The following is a 15,128-nucleotide window of genomic DNA, read 5'->3' as shown; positions in this document are numbered from 1 at the left end:
AGCAACTGACTTGTAAGATTGGCAGCGGAGCTTGGCAATGAGCGTATTGGTCATTCAGAATTATCTTGATTCAGGTCTTGGCCAGATTGAGCCTCTATTGATCGAGGCGGGGTTCTTGATTGATCTGCGCCACGCCTATCAGGGGGAGGCCCTGCCACGCGATGACAGCGAATATCAGGCGATGATCGTGCTCGGCGGCGAGCAGAACGCACTTGCTGACGGCGCATGTCCGTATTTCCCTCATTTGCTCAATCTCATTCGTGCCTTTGGCGATAAAGATAAGGCTGTGCTTGGTATCTGCCTTGGCAGCCAGCTTGTCGCACGGGCCTATGGTGGCGAGAACATTCTGGATCGCCCTATGGAATTTGGTTGGCATGAGGTCCGGCTGACTGACGATGGCAAAAGCGATCCAGTGCTTGCGGAAGCTGGATTATCCTTTCCCATTTTTCACTGGCACCGCGATACATTCTCGCTGCCCGAAGGCGCCATTCATTTGGCGGTTAGCGATATGACAGTGCATCAGGCCTATCGGATTGGGCGTGCTGTCTATGGCACACAGTTTCATTTTGAAGCGAATAGTGAACTCGTCGTTGAATGGAGTGAATCGCTGGGCGACTCAATAACTGCCTTTGCGCCCGAGTGGCCGGCGCAATTGCCTGCAAATTTACAGCGCTCCGGCATTGCTGCGGATAAAGCCGGCGCTGCTCTGGCAAAGGCGTGGATCGATTTGATCTAAACCGCGACCGCTTTAGTTTTAGCTTTTACGTCTGTTTTAACGACGGGTTTCTGTTTGTGAGACATACGTGATCAATGCGTTGCGACTTTGCCACAGCGGCCATTCATTTGGACTTTTCCATTGGAAAGAGACAATTGTAGTTCCGGTGTTCAGTTGCGGGTAACTTTTTTCAGGTGTAACTGGTGCCTCGTTCCGGGTGGCAAATGGTCGGTCAAGGTGCAAGCTTTGGCCCTGTCGAAACTCGGTTTCCAGATCCCCCGGTAACCCTCGAAAGAGTTTTCGATCATGACCGCTAAGCATGCCGCCCTTCTGACCGTTCTGATGGTTTCTGCGATCGTGTTCATGGCAGTTGGCATTTTTACCGTCGATGCCGGTAATAGCATGACCTCCACGGACGGTTACGGCATTTCCAGCGCGCGTTAGAGCGCGTTTCGATCTGATTGGATTAGCGCGGCGCTCTAATCATTACCCGTTGTTTCCAGAAAACGCTTTTCCACGCCGTCAATGACGATGGCCGAAAGCTTTCCATTTTTCCAGGCATAGGTATCGAGATTGACCCGGTTGGGCTGAACGTCGATAGCGTTCTGCGGCGTGTGCCCGTGGATGATGACTTTTTCCAGTGGATCGGTCCACTTCAGAAACACCGTTCTGATCCACATCAGATCATCTCGGTCCTGAGCATCGAGCGAAACCGCCGGGTTCACACCCGCATGACAGAAAAAGAAATCACCGAAACTCACCGATGATGGCATTGAGCGGATATAGTCGATATGGGCTTGGGGAACTTTGTCCCTAAGCTGCTTATAGCCTGCCGCAGCCGACGCAGAGTCCGTGTAGTCGACGTCCACGCCGTAGGATCGAGCGGTGTCGCTGCCGCCATGAAGCGCAAAAATCCCGTTCGTGTCGCCAGTTGCAAGATAATGCAGGAAACCATCATCATGATTTCCGATCAGAGAGAGAATGCGCGGATCATGCGTTGAAGCATGGATGAGAAAATCCAGCACGCCTTTGGAGTCTGGCCCCCTGTCGATGTAGTCGCCCAGATGAACGATGCGCCAGTCATGGGTTGGACGGTGGTCGAGATCGGCGCGGATAAGGCCATGCATGTCCTGCAAAAGATCAAGCCGACCATGTATGTCGCCGATTGCATAAAGCCGGACACCCTCCGGCCCTTTTGCATCTTGGAGTGTCACGCCGCTCATAAATCGCTGCTTTCTTTCGCGTCTTTTCCAGCCCGCTGACGATAGCGCAATCGCGACACGCGCTCACGCTCGTCATTGAGTTCGCGATCATTGGTTGCCTCTTCGACGAAGCGGATATGTTTTTGAACCGCATCGCGCGCGGCTTTCGGGTTGCTTGCGATCACGGCATCGTAAATGGCGCGATGCTGTGACAGCAGCATGTCGGCCACGCCGGGATAGCTGTAAATCAGACCGCGATTGTAAAAAACGCCATCTTTCAGAAGCTGATAGCAAGAGCGCAATGTGTGAAGAAGCACGATATTGTGCGCCGCTTCGCCGATTGCATTGTGAAACTCGACATCAAGCTGCGCGCTCTGTTCGAGATCTTTTGCAGTGTTTGCGGCTTCCATTGCGCTCAGAATTTCGGTGAGAAGGGCCTTGTCTGCCGATGTTGCGCGCAGGGCTGCATATTCGGCTGCAATGCTTTCGATCTCGCGGCGATATTCGAGATAGTCGGTTGTCGCTTTACGGTGCTCAGCGAAAAGTTTCGCAACGGGGGCGCTGAACACCACCCCGATAACGTCGGCCACAAATGTGCCGCCACCGTGCCGTGATGTCAGAAGCCCCGCATTTTCAAGGCGCTTGAGCGCATCGCGCAGAATAGGGCGCGAAATGTCGAGCTGGCGCGCAAGCTCACGCTCGCCCGGAAGCCGGTCGCCACCGCGAAGTACGCCTTCAAGAATCAGGCTCTCGATTTGATGCACAACATCATCTGCCGTGCGGCTTGCCTGAATGCGGGAAAAAACTGTCTCGGCCATGCCGTTTTCTGCTTCTGTCATGGCTACAAATTATCCTTAAGCCATCGAGCGGGCAACGGGTTATAGAATTTATAAAAAAAGCCCCGGAAATGATGTGTTCTGTTGCAAAAAAAAACGAATGGTGAACGATTGTCGTTTGTAAATTGCTTTTTGCGGATCATATGCACGACTTAAATGCCACAATCGGCGCTCTCAACCCTTTTACCTGATGCATAATCTTATCGGTCCTTATTTCGATCCGACAGGCATCATGCTTTAAAATATGACTTTATCTATCTTGTTTTTAAGCAGGCATAGGGATTATAGGGAGAATTATATAACAGGCCTTTCTAATCGCCTCCATCGATCAACCCAGAGGTTTCTCTCCGTGCTCTCATTGAAGTCCTTCTTTTCCGCTTCTGGCCTAGTTGCCATTTTGGCGCTGCAAATCAGCCCGGCTGGTGCTGCAACGACACAATATCCGCTGACCATTGATAATTGCGGCGCAAAGATTACCATCAAAAAAGCGCCGGAACGTGCAATTGGTCTTGGACAGAACAGTGCTGAAATCATGCTGCTTCTGGGCCTTGAAGATAAGATGGCCGGAACAGCATTTTGGCCGAGTAAAGTTCTTCCGCAGCTCGAGGAAGCAAATGCCAAGGTCAAGCTTCTGACTGTCGAGTTTCCAACCTTCGAATCGATTCTTGCAGAAAACCCAGATTTCGTAGCCGCTGCATTGCCGACCTTGATCGGGCCAAGCAGCAAGGTCGCCAAGCGCGAAGATTTTGATAAGCTTGATATTCCAGCCTATCTGTCACCCAGCACCTGCCTGAGCACAACGCGGGTCAAGGACCAATATGGCAGCCGCGACGAGCTCTGGAACATGGATCTGCTTTATAAGGAAATTGACGAGCTTTCTCAGATTTTCGATGTGGCCGATCGTGGTCAGGCGCTGATTGCTGATTTCAAGGCGCGTGAAGCGGCATTGCGTGCGAGCGTACCCGCTGGCGATAAAAAGCTTTCCTATGTGTTCTGGTTCTCCAGCCAGTCACCGTCTGCTGATGCCTATCTGGGCGGTGGAAATGGTGCTTCGACCTTTATCGCGGATGTTCTGGGTGGCGAAAACGCCATCAAAGCAGAAGCTGAATGGCCAACACTTGGCTGGGAAAGCATCATTGCAGCCAACCCGGATGTTATCGTTGTTGCCAATCTTGACCGCAACCGGTGGGAACTCGACAAGCCGGAAGCAAAGATTAAGTTCCTCAACACCGATCCGGCTGTCAGCCAAATGCCCGCAGTGAAGAACAAAGCCATTGTTGTCATGGACGGCCAGGCGATGAACCCGACCATTCGCACGATTTACGGTGCCGAACAGGTCGCAAGCCAGTTGAAAGAACTTGGTATTCTAAAGTGAATGTCGCAAGCCATTCTCTGAGGCACTGGGGGGCTTTCGGCCTTTTGCTGTTGGCGTCCCTTGCCTGTATTGGAACAGTTGTCGGTATCAGCGTCGGGATTGGAGATCTTCCAATCCCGTTGTCAACCACATTGGCGGCTATAACCAATCGTCTGGGATGGACGAACATCGAGCTTAGCCGCATTCATGAGACGGTGATCTGGGACTATCGTCTCAGCCGCGCTTTGGTTGCAGCTTTCTGCGGTGCGGGCCTCGCCCTCTCGGGTGCGATCATGCAATCACTTTTGCGCAATCCACTGGCCGAGCCTTATGTGCTTGGTATTTCGGCTGGCGCCTCCACCGGTGCCGTGGTTGTGGTAATTTTAGGTGTTGGCGCGGGCGCGGTCTCGCTCTCAGCGGGTGCTTTTGTTGGCGCCTTCGCAGCATTTTTCTTTGTCGCCCTTTTGTCCAACGGCACAAGGGGTGGTGCGGATAGAACCATTCTTGCGGGTGTCGCCGCGTCGCAGCTTTTCAACGCCATAACCTCTTATATTGTCACGACCTCGGGAAATGCGCAGCAGGCGCGCGATGTGATGTTCTGGCTGCTCGGTAGCTTTGGTGGTGTGCGCTGGCCTGAATTTGTGCTGGTGTCGATCATTATCACGCTTGGTCTGTTGGCCTGTCTGCTCTATGCCCATGTTCTCGATGCATTTGCCTTTGGTGATGAAGCCGCGTCCTCACTTGGGGTCAATGTCGGCCGCGCGCGCATTGTTCTTTTTGCACTGACGGCAATGATGACTGCCACAATCGTCAGTATGGTGGGTTCAATCGGATTTGTCGGACTGGTTGTCCCGCATGCAGCACGTTTTATCGTCGGGCCGCTGCATATACGATTGCTGCCAGCCTGTGCGGTGATAGGCGCGATTTTCATGATTCTGGCTGATATTGCTTCGCGTGCCCTCATACCGCAGCAGGTTTTGCCCATTGGCGTTGTGACGGCACTCGTCGGTGTGCCGGTCTTTTCCATCATTCTTTATCGGTTTCAGCGCGCGTCATGACGATTAAGGTAGAAAACCTAACCTGGAAAATTGGTAAGAAGACCATTCTGGATGATGTTTCCTTTGAAGCGAAATCCGGCAAAATGCTCGGTCTTCTCGGACCAAACGGTTCTGGAAAAACATCGCTTCTGCGGCTGATCGCTGGATTGAAGCGACCAAATTCGGGCAGCGTTTTGCTGGATAATACGAATATTACAACAATAGCGCGCCGTGCTGTTGCTCAACGCGTTGCTTTTGTCCAACAGCATGCGACCACCAATGCCAATTTGAAGGTCCTAGACGTTATCAAGCTTGGGCGCTTTCCTCACAGGTCCATGTTTTCGGGCTGGGCGAGTAGCGATGATGCGGCCGTTGAGTATGCGATTGAGCGCACCGGCATGAAAGCCAAACGTAACGAAAGCTGGCAAAGCCTGTCGGGTGGTGAAAAGCAGCGCGCGCATATTGCAAGGGCGCTTGCACAGACACCCAAAGAGCTGATCCTTGATGAGCCGACCAACCATCTTGATATTCAACATCAAATGGCCTTGCTGCGGCTTGTCTCAGAACTGCCGATTACCAGCATCATTGCACTGCATGATCTCAATCATGCGGCTATGTTCTGTGATGAGCTGATGATTATGCAGGCAGGCAAGATCGTGGCTTTCGGCTCACCGGAAGACGTTATAAATCAGCATCTTCTCAAGCAAGTTTTTTCCGTTGATGCCCGTGTCGAAATATCTCCACACAGTGCGCGGCCTCATATTCATTATTTGAAATAACGTCAGGTGAGGGGAGGAGAGAATTCCGAAAAGCGGCTCCCGCTTTTGCTGGAAATGCTTTAACCTCAAAGGCCTTCTTCCGAAGAGGTTTCACTCTCTTCAGCATAATGAAATTTGTGCAGATTTTTGAAATAGGTTATGATTTTGCCATCATAGCCTATTTCTTGATAAACACTTTGCTGTATCTTACTGCGAATATCTGTCGGCTTTTCACCATATTTTTCATGAAATAGCTTCGAGAACGAGCTATAGTCGCTAAAGCCTGACTGATAGGCGAGTTCAGCAAGGTGAATACGTCTGCCATTCGAGGCTCTTAGGCGCCTGAAAGCGAGAGTCAGTCGTTTATTTCTGATAATGGCCGCAATGCCTCCCTCTTCGGCGAAAATTCGATACAGATGAGAGCGCGATATGTTGAAGCGTTTCAGGATGCTTCCTGTGGAGAGCGAAAGATTTTCGATATTTCTATCGATGTAATCCAAAATTCTCTGCTTCGTTATAATGCTCAATGTTGTTGATTCAGCAGCGTTAAACTCTTTGCCGTTCAGGCTCATTGCAAACATATCTATAATAGAATTCTGAATGCCCTCAATTTGTACAGTGTTGAGGTGTGGTGAGACCTTCATAAAACCTTGTGTGCAGTTGACCAGAAACGCTGTCAGTGGGTCTTCTGATCCCAGAACGCGCCCGTGAATATTGCCGTTTAAACCGCTGCGTTGAACCAGAGCGCGCGGTAGCACCATTGTCATTCTGCTGCCCGGCGTTACTTCGGTTGTCAGCTTATAGGCCATGTCCATAATGAGAATATCGCCTACAAAAGCCTGTGAGCATATTCCGTTAAAGTCGCCGCGTTGCGTTCCTTGTGTGACAACCTGAATCATATAATGGTCGAGACCAAAGCGTGAGATGGAGTGCTCGTCACGTATATATTTTTGGGCGTTGAATTTCGTTTCGCCCATAACTAATTCGCCAATCTGGTTGGCCGTAATTTCTCCGTAAAGAGTCTGTGGTGCCTCTCGTGGATCTATAACGGTTTCAAAGGCAGGCAGCGTTACTTCGCGCCAATAGTCATTTCTATCGCGTTCTTCAATTAAATCTGTCGAAAGTCTGATAGAGCTTATCAATACTATTCCCCTGATTTCCAAGAACTTACAATATGTAATAAAAAGGGTTCTTTAATATGAGATAGGTGATGAAATGATTATTAAATGTAAATATTTTATTAACGCACAATTTTTGATTAATACTATTTAATGCAGATTTTAGCAATTGTAATTTGTGCATCGTGTGGCGCGCTCCATGGAAGTTTTGCGGAAGCGCGGTTATGGTGCGCGCAAGAGCAGTTATGGAGAACTTGCGTTGAAAATTTTTGTTTTTGGCAGTGTGAATGTCGATGTTAGCGCCCGAATGGCCGCATTGCCGCGTCCGGGACAAACCATCAATGCGTCGGGATATGGCATTGGTCTTGGTGGCAAGGGGGCCAATCAGGCGGTTGCTATCGCCAAGCTTGGTGGCGAACTTTGTTTTGTCGGCGCGGTCGGCAGAGATTCTTTTGGCGATTTGGCTGTCAGGCAAATGCAGGAGTTTGGTGTGAATACCAAGAGTATTCGCGCCGTTGATGGTGCTGATACTGGTATTGCGATTATTCAGGTTGAAGAAGCGGGGCAGAACACGATTGTCGTTTGTGCTGGCGCCAATGCGCTTTGGTCTGCATCGGATGTAGACGCTTATCGGTCTGATATTGCCAAGGCTAAGATCACGCTTTTGCAGCGTGAAGTGCCGCATGAGGTTAATCTTGCGGTGGCAAGGGCTGTGAAAGAGGCGGGCGGAACAGTGCTGCTTGACCCTGCGCCTGTGGGCGATGCAAGCCGCATGGCTGATCTGATTGCATTGAGTGAGATCATTTCGCCCAATGAAACGGAAGCGGCTGAAATAACGGGGATCGAACCCACGGATCTGCCATCTGCTGAAGCGGCTGCGCGCAAGTTGCTTGAGCGTGGCCCGAAGATTGTGATCGTCAAGCTCGGCAGCCGCGGTGCATTGCTGGTAACAGCGGATGAGGTCAAGCATTTTGAGCCATTCAAAGTGAAGGTGGTCGATACGGTTGCGGCAGGTGATAGCTTTAATGGCGGTTTCGCTGTTGCCTATTCGCAAGGCCAGTCGTTGCATGATTGCGTGCGTTTTGCTTCTGCCGCTGGCGCGATTGCGGTGACGCGTGCGGGTGCAGGATCGGCTGCGCCAACAGCCCGGGAAGTTGCTGATTTGATCGGCAAAAACTAAGCGTTTTTAATCTTGAAAAGCCGCGCTGGTTCAACTGGCGCGGCTTTGTTGGACTGGCGACCGGAATAAAGCTCTGGTTTGAGCCAATATGCGAGGGCCTAAGGTCAGCAAAGGCGCGAGGGCATCGTCTTCACAGGGATGGGTTATTTCACAAGTGCCTGGTTGGGATGGCGCAATGTCAGATCAAAAGGGTTGAGTTTTTCGGTGATAATGGCTGCCTCTCTGCGCAACAGGTCAGTGATGGTGTGCTGACGTTGTTCTGTTAATCGCGACGCCAGTGTGCCTATGCTGAGGGCTGCGACCGCTTCACCGCTCCGGTTGAGGACGGGAACACCAAGGCCGGACATGCCGTCGATCATGTTGAAATTATAGGTGGCGGCACCTGTGCGCCGGACATCTTCAATCATGATACGCAGATCCACCTCATCGACAGTGGCCTTGTCGAGAATGCGCGGCATGTTGAAGCGAATGATCGCCTCGCGCTCTTCTTCCGGCAGGAACGCCAGAATGGCAAGACTGCCCTGTCCGATGCCAAGCGGAACCTTGCCGCCAATATCACCGGTAAAGGAGCGGATCGGAAACGGTCCTTCCACGCGATCAAGACAGACGGCATCGAAATTGCTGCGTACCAGCAGAAAGACGGTATCGTTGAAGGTGGTTGAGAGACGCAGCAGTGAGGGGCGCGCAACGGTGAGGATTCCATCGCGCTGACGCGCCTGTGCCGCCATGGCGAAAAAGTCCAGCGACAGACGATAGGCTTTTTTGTCGGGAAGCTGCTCGACAAGATTTTCCGCAATCAGTGTTTTGAGCAAACGATGGGCGGATGGCTGGCTGAGTTCCAGATCGCGCGCCAGATCGATCAACCGCACGCCGTCTTCCGTGCTGGCTGCCAGACCTTTCAGAATATGAATTGCCTTCACCAGACTTGAGTTAAGCGCGGCACCAGATTTCATATTCTCTGATATATCATCCATGAAATTGCTTCCAAATTTTGCATAATGAAAGAAATATATAATTTATTCCGAAATTGAAAATTATAATTTGTAATCGTACAAAATTTTCTGCCATTTAAAATCCGTCGCCAATGGGAAGGTCCGGCAAGGTATCAAACAAGATGCTGTAAGCGGGTCGGCGGTTTTAACTTGCAGTCAAGGGAACGCTGCGGTCGCATCCGAGACCGGATAAACACGTGTTCTAACGATCCAAGTGTGATCAGCGCTTGATGCGCGGTCGAGCCGCTTCCGTCAGCCAGCCCTATTGAAGAGGCGACGTGAGACAACATCACGGCGCTTCCGCTCCCCCCAGCCTATGGCGGAAGTCTTGCCGAGAGGGAGACGCAATGAGCTTTTTGACCCTTTCCAATATTTCCCGTTATTACGGCAAATTCGCAGCCGTCGATAACTTCAATCTGGAGATTGAAAAGGGAGAGTTCATCTCGCTTCTCGGCCCTTCGGGCTGCGGCAAGACAACAACATTGCAGATGATCGCTGGTCTTGTGCCGCCATCATCCGGCACGATCACCCTAGATGGGCGTGATATCACAAGCCTTGCTCCAGCAAAGCGCGAGCTTGGTGTTGTCTTCCAGAGTTACGCACTCTTCCCACATATGACGGTTGCGCAGAATGTGAGCTTCGGCCTTGAAATGCGCAAAGTACCAAAGGCCGAGCGAGAAAAACGCGTTCGCGATGTGCTGGAGCTGGTGCGTCTGAGCGCTCTCGCTGATCGTTATCCGCGAGAAATGTCCGGCGGTCAGCGCCAGCGTGTTGCCATTGCCCGTGCGCTGGTCATCAATCCGCCGGTGCTGCTGCTCGATGAACCACTGTCCAATCTTGATGCGCAGCTGCGTGAAGAAATGCAGTTCGAACTGCGCCGCATTCAGCGCACAGTTGGCATTACAACCATCATGGTCACCCATGATCAGGCGGAAGCGCTGTCGATCAGCGACCGCGTTGTGGTTATGGAAAAAGGTCTGATTACGCAGGTCGATGCGCCATATAAGCTCTATGAGCATCCGCGTAACCACTTCATTTCCAACTTTGTTGGTAAATCGAACTTCCTCAAAGCTCATGCCGGTGAAGGCCATATCAAGCTGACCGATACGGCAGTGCGTTTCCCTGCAAAAGACGCTTCTGCTTTCGGCGAGGTCTCGGTGTTTATTCGCCCTGAAAAAGTGCATCTGGTCGATGCGGATCAGGGCCATGTCAGCGGTGAGGTGACCACGCGTTATTTCATGGGCGCGCAGTGGCTGCTCGGTGTTCTGACGCCAGCCGGTATGCTGTCGGTCGCGCTGCCAAACCTTGGCAATCCGCCGCCAATTGAAGGCAGCAAAGTCGGGCTATCATGGGATCATGAGGATTGCCGGGTTCTCAACAAGGGAGCGCACTGATCATGGGTGCGGTTTCGCAAACAGCTTCGGGCGATACGAAAGAACGGCGTAATTATCTGCCATTATTTCTGAGTGCCCCTTCGACACTGATGTTCTTCGCCCTTGTGCTTTTGCCGCTGGGGCTGACCATTCTGCTCTCGTTTAATAGCTACAGCTATGACAAGGGCATCGAAGATATTTACACGCTTTCCAATTACACGCAGGTGCTTCAGGATCCCTATTACCTGAACATCTTCTGGCGCACGCTCAAGCTTGCTCTGATTACCACTGTGATCACCGTGCTGATCGGGGTGCCGGAAGCCTATATTCTGTCCAATATGCGCTCACCTTGGCGCTCGATCTTCCTGTTGGTGATTATTGGCCCGCTGCTGGTTTCGGTCGTTGTGCGCACATTTGGCTGGAGCATGCTGCTGGGGCGTAATGGCCTTGTGAACAGCGTGCTGGAATTTGTCGGCCTGCCAGCCCAGCAAATTCTCTACACCGAAACAGCCATCGTGATCGGTCTTGTGCATATCATGCTGCCTTTCATGGTGATCCCTGTCTGGACGGTTTTGCAAAAGCTGGACCCAACGGTAGAAGCCGCTGCGCTCACGCTTGGTGCGTCGCGTTTCACCGCCCTACGCCGCGTGGTGTTTCCGCAGGCTGTGCTTGGCATTCTGTCGGGCAGCCTGATCGTCTTTGCGCTTTCGGCCAGCTCCTTTGCTATTCCGGGTCTGCTTGGTGGTCGACGTCTCAAGATGGCGGCAACGGTCGTCTATGACGAGTTCCTGATTGAGCTGAACTGGCCGCTGGGCGCTGCTATCGCCATTATCGTTCTGGTCGCCAATCTTGTGATCATGATCGCCTATAATCGCATGCTTGAAGGGCAGGCGAGAAAGAAGCTGGGATAACGGCCATGGTCAAGAACGGTCCTTTCGCTCTTCTCTTCCACACGCTGATTGTCATCTTCATGCTGGCACCGATGGTTGTCGTGTGTCTGGTGGCTTTCACGCCGGAAAACACGCTGACCATGCCATGGAATGGTTTCTCGCTGCGCTGGTTTGAGGCAGTCTTTGCCCATAACGACTTCATGACGTCGTTCTCCAACTCGCTGAAGCTTGCAATCTTTTCGGCAACAATTTCGACATTGCTGGCTGTTCCGTCAGGCCTTGCGATTGCACAGTATAATTTCCGGGGCCGCGATGCGCTGAACGCACTGTTTCTGTCGCCGCTGATTATTCCGCATCTGGTGCTGGGCGTCGCATTTTTGCGTCTGTTCTCGCTGATGGGCCTCACAGGTTCGTTTGGCTGGCTGGTCGCAACGCATGTTATTGTTGTAACGCCTTATGCGTTGCGGCTTATTCTCGCGTCACTCAGCAGCATGGACCGCAATGCGGAAAATGCAGCCCGTACGCTGGGTGCCGGTGAATGGACGGTGTTCCGCCGGATCACGCTGCCATTGCTTCTTCCGGGTCTGTCGGGCGGCTGGTTGCTCGCCTTCATCAATTCGTTTGACGAATTGACCATGTCGATCTTCGTCACCTCGCCTTCCACGGTCACGCTTCCGGTCCGCATGTATATGTATGCCAGCGAATCCATCGATCCGATGATGGCGGCTGTATCGGCCCTGATGATCCTCGTTGCAACCGTGACCATGGTGATCATCGACCGTCTGTTTGGTCTTGATCGCGTCCTCGTGGGCAAAGGCTAAGCAGGTAGTCATGACGATCCCGGTTTCGCCTGCTGCGGCGCAATTCCGCAGACGGTATCGGCTGACTGAACAGCCGATCAGCTTTTCGCTTGACGGCGTGCCTTTCGAGGGACGCCGTGGCGATACCGTGCTGACCGCTATTCTCTCGGTGCAGGGGAAGGTGCGTCATACCGAATTTACCGGAGAACCGCGTGCAGGCTTCTGCCTGATTGGCGCGTGTCAGGATTGTCATGTCATGACCGTTGAGGGTCGCAAGCTTCGTGCCTGCACAACGCTTTTGGAAAATGGCATGTCCTTTGTGACGGAGGCTCAACGATGAGCGCGGCGCTTAATCCGGTTATCGTGGGCGCTGGTCCTGCGGGCATTCGTGCCGCCGAAACGCTGGTCAAAGCGGGCCTTGATCCGATTGTTCTTGATGAGGGCTTTCGTTCGGGCGGTCAGATTTATCGTCGTCCACCGTTTGATGATGGCCGCAGCTATCGTGCCCGCTATGGCTCCGAAGCCCATAAGGCTGAGGCGCTGCACAAAACGTTTGATACGCTTCGCGGCGCAATTGATTATCGCCCGGAAACGCTGGTGTGGAATATCACGCGTGAGCCCGAGGATCGTCTCGATCTGCTGACCAGCGGTGCGCATAGCCAATTGCCTTACAGCCATCTTATTTTGGCGACGGGTGCAACTGATCGGGTTCTGCCGTTTAAAGGCTGGACCAAACCCGGTGTTTATACGCTCGGCGCATCTCAGACGGCACTGAAAGCACAGGGCTGCACTGTTGGCGAGCGCGTGGTTTTCATGGGGTCGGGGCCACTGCTTTATCTGGTGGCATGGCAATATCACCATGCGGGCGCAAAGGTTGCAGCCGTGCTGGATACAGCGCCTGTCACGTCAAAATTCCATCTGGCGCATCTGGCACTTTATGCCCCGCGCATCGTGGCGCTTGGCGCTTATTATGGACTGCGTCTCAAGCTTGGTGGTGTGCCGATCCATTATAATGTGCGGCCCGATGAAGTGCTTGGTGATGACCATGTAACAGGCATTCGCTATCGTACGGGCACGCGCGTTCGCGAGGCTCAATGCGATGCGCTGGCTTATGGTTTTGCGCTGCGTCCGGAAACACAGCTTGCCGATCTCGCGGGTTGCGAATTTTGCTTTGAAGAACGCGACCGCGCATGGCTTCCTGTGGCCGACAGGTTTGGCCGTTCAAGCCGCGAAGGTGTTTATGTAGCGGGCGACGGTGCAGGTATTGCCGGTGCCGATGCCGCTGAAATTCGCGGGGCATTGGCGGCGATTGCGCTTTTGCGCGATATGGGAAAGCCATTTGATGAAGGCCGCGAGCGCGTGCTTCTGAAAAAGCTCGACCATATTTATCGCGAGCGGCTGATCGTGGAAAAAGCCTTCCCGTTTCCGCGTGATTGGTTCGATACGGTTGCGGGCGACGTAACGCTGTGTCGTTGCGAAGAAATCGCGGTCCGTGACGCAAAAGATGTCATCAGCCAAGGCGATACGCGCGAGATCAACCGGCTGAAAGCACTGACCCGTGTTGGCATGGGTCGTTGTCAGGGGCGCATGTGCAGTGCCGCCGCCGCAGAACTTCTGGCCTCGATGCAGGACAAAACCCCTGCGGAGGCAGGGCGTATTCGTGCGCAGGCACCCGTCAAGCCGATCCCGCTTGGCTTTGGCGCACCGGCCAGAGAAAGCACTTCGTCATGATGAGACATCTTCAGGCCGACGCGGTGATTATTGGTGGCGGGATTGTGGGCGGGTCGGCAGCACTTTTTATGCGTCAGGCCGGACTATCGGTCATCCTGCTCGATAAGGGCTTTTGCGGCGCGCAGGCAAGTGGTGTCAATTATGGTGGCGTGCGCAGACAGGGCCGCGCACCGGAACAATTGCCGCTGGCACAGCGCTCGCATGAATTATGGGCGCGCCTGCCGGAACTTATCGGCATTGACGGCGAATATATGCGTTGCGGCCATCTGAAACTTGCACGCACGGAAGCCCAGTTTGAAGCGCTGGAAGCCTATGCCGCCAAAGTCAGGCCGCTTGGGCTTGCTGTCGAAATGATTGGCGGTAATGCCGTGCGCGAACGCTTCCCATGGATGCCCGGCGATGTGGCGGGGGCTTCGCTTTGTGCGGAAGATGGCAATGCCAATCCGCGTCTGGTTTCACCGGCCTTTGCGCGTGCGGCACGGGCTGCTGGCGCAACGGTTCTGGAAAATACCCCGGTTATTGAAACGCGTGAAACCGGCGATGGCTTTGCCATTCTCGCCGGAAATGGTATCGAAATCCGTTCACGCCTTTTGTTCAATTGCGCTGGCGCATGGGCGGATCAGTTTGCTGCCTCGTTTGGCGAGCCTGTGCCTTTGACGCGCATTTATCCGTCGATGGTTGTGACCGAGCCAATGCCCTATCGCCTGCCAATGAGCCTTGGCGAAGAAGGCGGCGGTTTCTATGGTCGTCAGGTCACGCGCGGCAATTATGTGATGGGTGGCGGGCGCGGTACGCCGCTTGCAAACCCGGATTTTTCGCGGCCTTCGGTCAATGCGGCATCGTCCGTTATGCTGCGCGCGATTGAACTTTTCCCGCATCTTGAACATGCGCAGGTGATCCGCTTCTGGTCAGGAACGGAAGCCGAAATGCCAGATGATAATCCGGTTATCGGGCCGAGTTCCCGCGTCAAAAATCTCTATCACGCCTTTGGTTTTAACGGTGCAGGGTTCCAGACCGGGCCCGCAGTCGGCGCGGTTCTCGCTGACCTTGCAATCAGGGGCGAGACTGAAACACCGATCGATGCATTTTCGATCAACCGCTTCACTTCAACCAATACCAATCTTAACATGGAAGGGAACTAG

At 53.1% G+C, this 15,128-nt stretch carries 16 protein-coding genes; 12 read left to right on the top strand and 4 right to left on the bottom strand.

Going from position 1 to position 15,128, the window contains the following annotated elements; all coding sequences use genetic code 11:
• Window positions 1-37 precede the first annotated feature (37 nt).
• Window positions 38-736 carry a type 1 glutamine amidotransferase gene (locus tag ABE530_RS16355; protein WP_499695205.1) on the top strand — a complete coding sequence of 233 codons (699 nt, stop codon included), beginning with the start codon at window positions 38-40 and terminating at the stop codon, window positions 734-736.
• A gap of 285 nt (window positions 737-1,021) precedes the next feature.
• On the top strand, window positions 1,022-1,159 hold the full coding sequence (locus tag ABE530_RS16350; protein ID WP_250043203.1) for a hypothetical protein: 138 nt from the start codon (window positions 1,022-1,024) through the stop codon (window positions 1,157-1,159).
• A gap of 35 nt (window positions 1,160-1,194) precedes the next feature.
• On the opposite strand, the gene ABE530_RS16345 is transcribed toward ABE530_RS16350, so the two are convergent.
• Window positions 1,195-1,938 carry a metallophosphoesterase gene (locus ABE530_RS16345; RefSeq protein ID WP_499695204.1) on the bottom strand — a complete coding sequence of 248 codons (744 nt, stop codon included), beginning with the start codon at window positions 1,936-1,938 and terminating at the stop codon, window positions 1,195-1,197.
• Entirely contained in the window at window positions 1,935-2,735 is an 801-nt protein-coding gene (locus ABE530_RS16340) for an FCD domain-containing protein (protein WP_499695232.1), read from the bottom strand. The genes ABE530_RS16345 and ABE530_RS16340 overlap by 4 nt, the downstream gene beginning before the upstream one ends.
• A 367-nt stretch (window positions 2,736-3,102) precedes the next feature.
• Between ABE530_RS16340 and ABE530_RS16335 the strand changes: the two genes are divergently transcribed.
• Genes ABE530_RS16335 through ABE530_RS16325 form a run of 3 tightly spaced genes read left to right on the top strand, consistent with a single transcriptional unit; the run spans window position 3,103 to window position 5,923 of the window.
• Window positions 3,103-4,128: an ABC transporter substrate-binding protein gene (locus ABE530_RS16335; RefSeq protein WP_265984994.1), complete on the top strand. Its 1,026-nt coding sequence runs from the start codon at window positions 3,103-3,105 to the stop codon at window positions 4,126-4,128.
• Window positions 4,125-5,165, top strand: a complete 1,041-nt coding sequence (locus tag ABE530_RS16330) for a FecCD family ABC transporter permease (protein WP_396996730.1) — start codon at window positions 4,125-4,127, stop codon at window positions 5,163-5,165. Before ABE530_RS16335 ends, ABE530_RS16330 begins: the two co-directional genes overlap by 4 nt.
• Window positions 5,162-5,923 (top strand): ABC transporter ATP-binding protein, encoded by a 762-nt coding sequence (locus ABE530_RS16325; RefSeq protein WP_265984996.1) that lies wholly within the window; start codon window positions 5,162-5,164, stop codon window positions 5,921-5,923. Before ABE530_RS16330 ends, ABE530_RS16325 begins: the two co-directional genes overlap by 4 nt.
• Before the next feature lie 65 nt (window positions 5,924-5,988).
• Here ABE530_RS16325 and ABE530_RS16320 read toward each other — a convergent pair whose 3' ends face one another.
• Complete coding sequence (locus tag ABE530_RS16320; RefSeq protein WP_499695203.1) at window positions 5,989-7,044, bottom strand: helix-turn-helix domain-containing protein; 1,056 nt, start codon at window positions 7,042-7,044, stop codon at window positions 5,989-5,991.
• Between the two features lie 175 nt (window positions 7,045-7,219).
• On the opposite strand from ABE530_RS16320, the gene rbsK reads away from it, so the two are divergent.
• Window positions 7,220-8,200, top strand: coding sequence for a ribokinase (gene rbsK, locus ABE530_RS16315; protein ID WP_499695202.1), 981 nt, complete (start codon window positions 7,220-7,222; stop codon window positions 8,198-8,200).
• 143 nt (window positions 8,201-8,343) lie between these two features.
• On the opposite strand, the gene ABE530_RS16310 is transcribed toward rbsK, so the two are convergent.
• Window positions 8,344-9,174, bottom strand: a complete 831-nt coding sequence (locus ABE530_RS16310; protein ID WP_499695201.1) for an IclR family transcriptional regulator — start codon at window positions 9,172-9,174, stop codon at window positions 8,344-8,346.
• Window positions 9,175-9,539: 365 nt separating this feature from the next.
• Here ABE530_RS16310 and ABE530_RS16305 point away from each other — a divergent pair, with 365 nt between their 5' ends.
• The 6 genes from ABE530_RS16305 to ABE530_RS16280 are packed head-to-tail and all read left to right on the top strand — an operon-like array spanning window position 9,540 to window position 15,128.
• On the top strand, window positions 9,540-10,586 hold the full coding sequence (locus ABE530_RS16305; protein ID WP_499695200.1) for an ABC transporter ATP-binding protein: 1,047 nt from the start codon (window positions 9,540-9,542) through the stop codon (window positions 10,584-10,586).
• Between the two features lie 2 nt (window positions 10,587-10,588).
• Window positions 10,589-11,476 carry an ABC transporter permease gene (locus ABE530_RS16300; RefSeq protein ID WP_499695199.1) on the top strand — a complete coding sequence of 296 codons (888 nt, stop codon included), beginning with the start codon at window positions 10,589-10,591 and terminating at the stop codon, window positions 11,474-11,476.
• A gap of 5 nt (window positions 11,477-11,481) precedes the next feature.
• Complete coding sequence (locus ABE530_RS16295; protein ID WP_499695198.1) at window positions 11,482-12,276, top strand: ABC transporter permease; 795 nt, start codon at window positions 11,482-11,484, stop codon at window positions 12,274-12,276.
• A gap of 10 nt (window positions 12,277-12,286) precedes the next feature.
• Window positions 12,287-12,595 (top strand): (2Fe-2S)-binding protein, encoded by a 309-nt coding sequence (locus ABE530_RS16290; protein WP_499695197.1) that lies wholly within the window; start codon window positions 12,287-12,289, stop codon window positions 12,593-12,595.
• Window positions 12,592-13,986, top strand: a complete 1,395-nt coding sequence (locus tag ABE530_RS16285) for an FAD/NAD(P)-dependent oxidoreductase (RefSeq protein ID WP_499695196.1) — start codon at window positions 12,592-12,594, stop codon at window positions 13,984-13,986. Before ABE530_RS16290 ends, ABE530_RS16285 begins: the two co-directional genes overlap by 4 nt.
• Window positions 13,983-15,128, top strand: a complete 1,146-nt coding sequence (locus ABE530_RS16280; RefSeq protein WP_499695195.1) for an NAD(P)/FAD-dependent oxidoreductase — start codon at window positions 13,983-13,985, stop codon at window positions 15,126-15,128. The genes ABE530_RS16285 and ABE530_RS16280 overlap by 4 nt, the downstream gene beginning before the upstream one ends.

This window comes from Brucella sp. TWI559, assembly GCF_039674265.1.
Classification (GTDB): Bacteria; Pseudomonadota; Alphaproteobacteria; order Rhizobiales; family Rhizobiaceae; genus Brucella; species Brucella chromiisoli.
The sequence above is the reverse complement of the archived record's forward strand: the minus strand, read 5'-3'. Positions and strand labels throughout refer to the sequence as shown.

Coding starts and splice junctions, on each gene's coding strand:
- ABE530_RS16355 (WP_499695205.1), top strand. CDS start 38: ATGAGCGTATTGGTCATTCAGAATTATCTTGATTCAGGTCTTGGCCAG.
- ABE530_RS16350 (WP_250043203.1), top strand. CDS start 1,022: ATGACCGCTAAGCATGCCGCCCTTCTGACCGTTCTGATGGTTTCTGCG.
- ABE530_RS16345 (WP_499695204.1), bottom strand. CDS start 1,938: ATGAGCGGCGTGACACTCCAAGATGCAAAAGGGCCGGAGGGTGTCCGG.
- ABE530_RS16340 (WP_499695232.1), bottom strand. CDS start 2,735: ATGGCCGAGACAGTTTTTTCCCGCATTCAGGCAAGCCGCACGGCAGAT.
- ABE530_RS16325 (WP_265984996.1), top strand. CDS start 5,162: ATGACGATTAAGGTAGAAAACCTAACCTGGAAAATTGGTAAGAAGACC.
- rbsK (WP_499695202.1), top strand. CDS start 7,220: ATGGAAGTTTTGCGGAAGCGCGGTTATGGTGCGCGCAAGAGCAGTTAT.
- ABE530_RS16310 (WP_499695201.1), bottom strand. CDS start 9,174: ATGGATGATATATCAGAGAATATGAAATCTGGTGCCGCGCTTAACTCA.
- ABE530_RS16305 (WP_499695200.1), top strand. CDS start 9,540: ATGAGCTTTTTGACCCTTTCCAATATTTCCCGTTATTACGGCAAATTC.
- ABE530_RS16300 (WP_499695199.1), top strand. CDS start 10,589: ATGGGTGCGGTTTCGCAAACAGCTTCGGGCGATACGAAAGAACGGCGT.
- ABE530_RS16295 (WP_499695198.1), top strand. CDS start 11,482: ATGGTCAAGAACGGTCCTTTCGCTCTTCTCTTCCACACGCTGATTGTC.
- ABE530_RS16290 (WP_499695197.1), top strand. CDS start 12,287: ATGACGATCCCGGTTTCGCCTGCTGCGGCGCAATTCCGCAGACGGTAT.
- ABE530_RS16285 (WP_499695196.1), top strand. CDS start 12,592: ATGAGCGCGGCGCTTAATCCGGTTATCGTGGGCGCTGGTCCTGCGGGC.
- ABE530_RS16280 (WP_499695195.1), top strand. CDS start 13,983: ATGATGAGACATCTTCAGGCCGACGCGGTGATTATTGGTGGCGGGATT.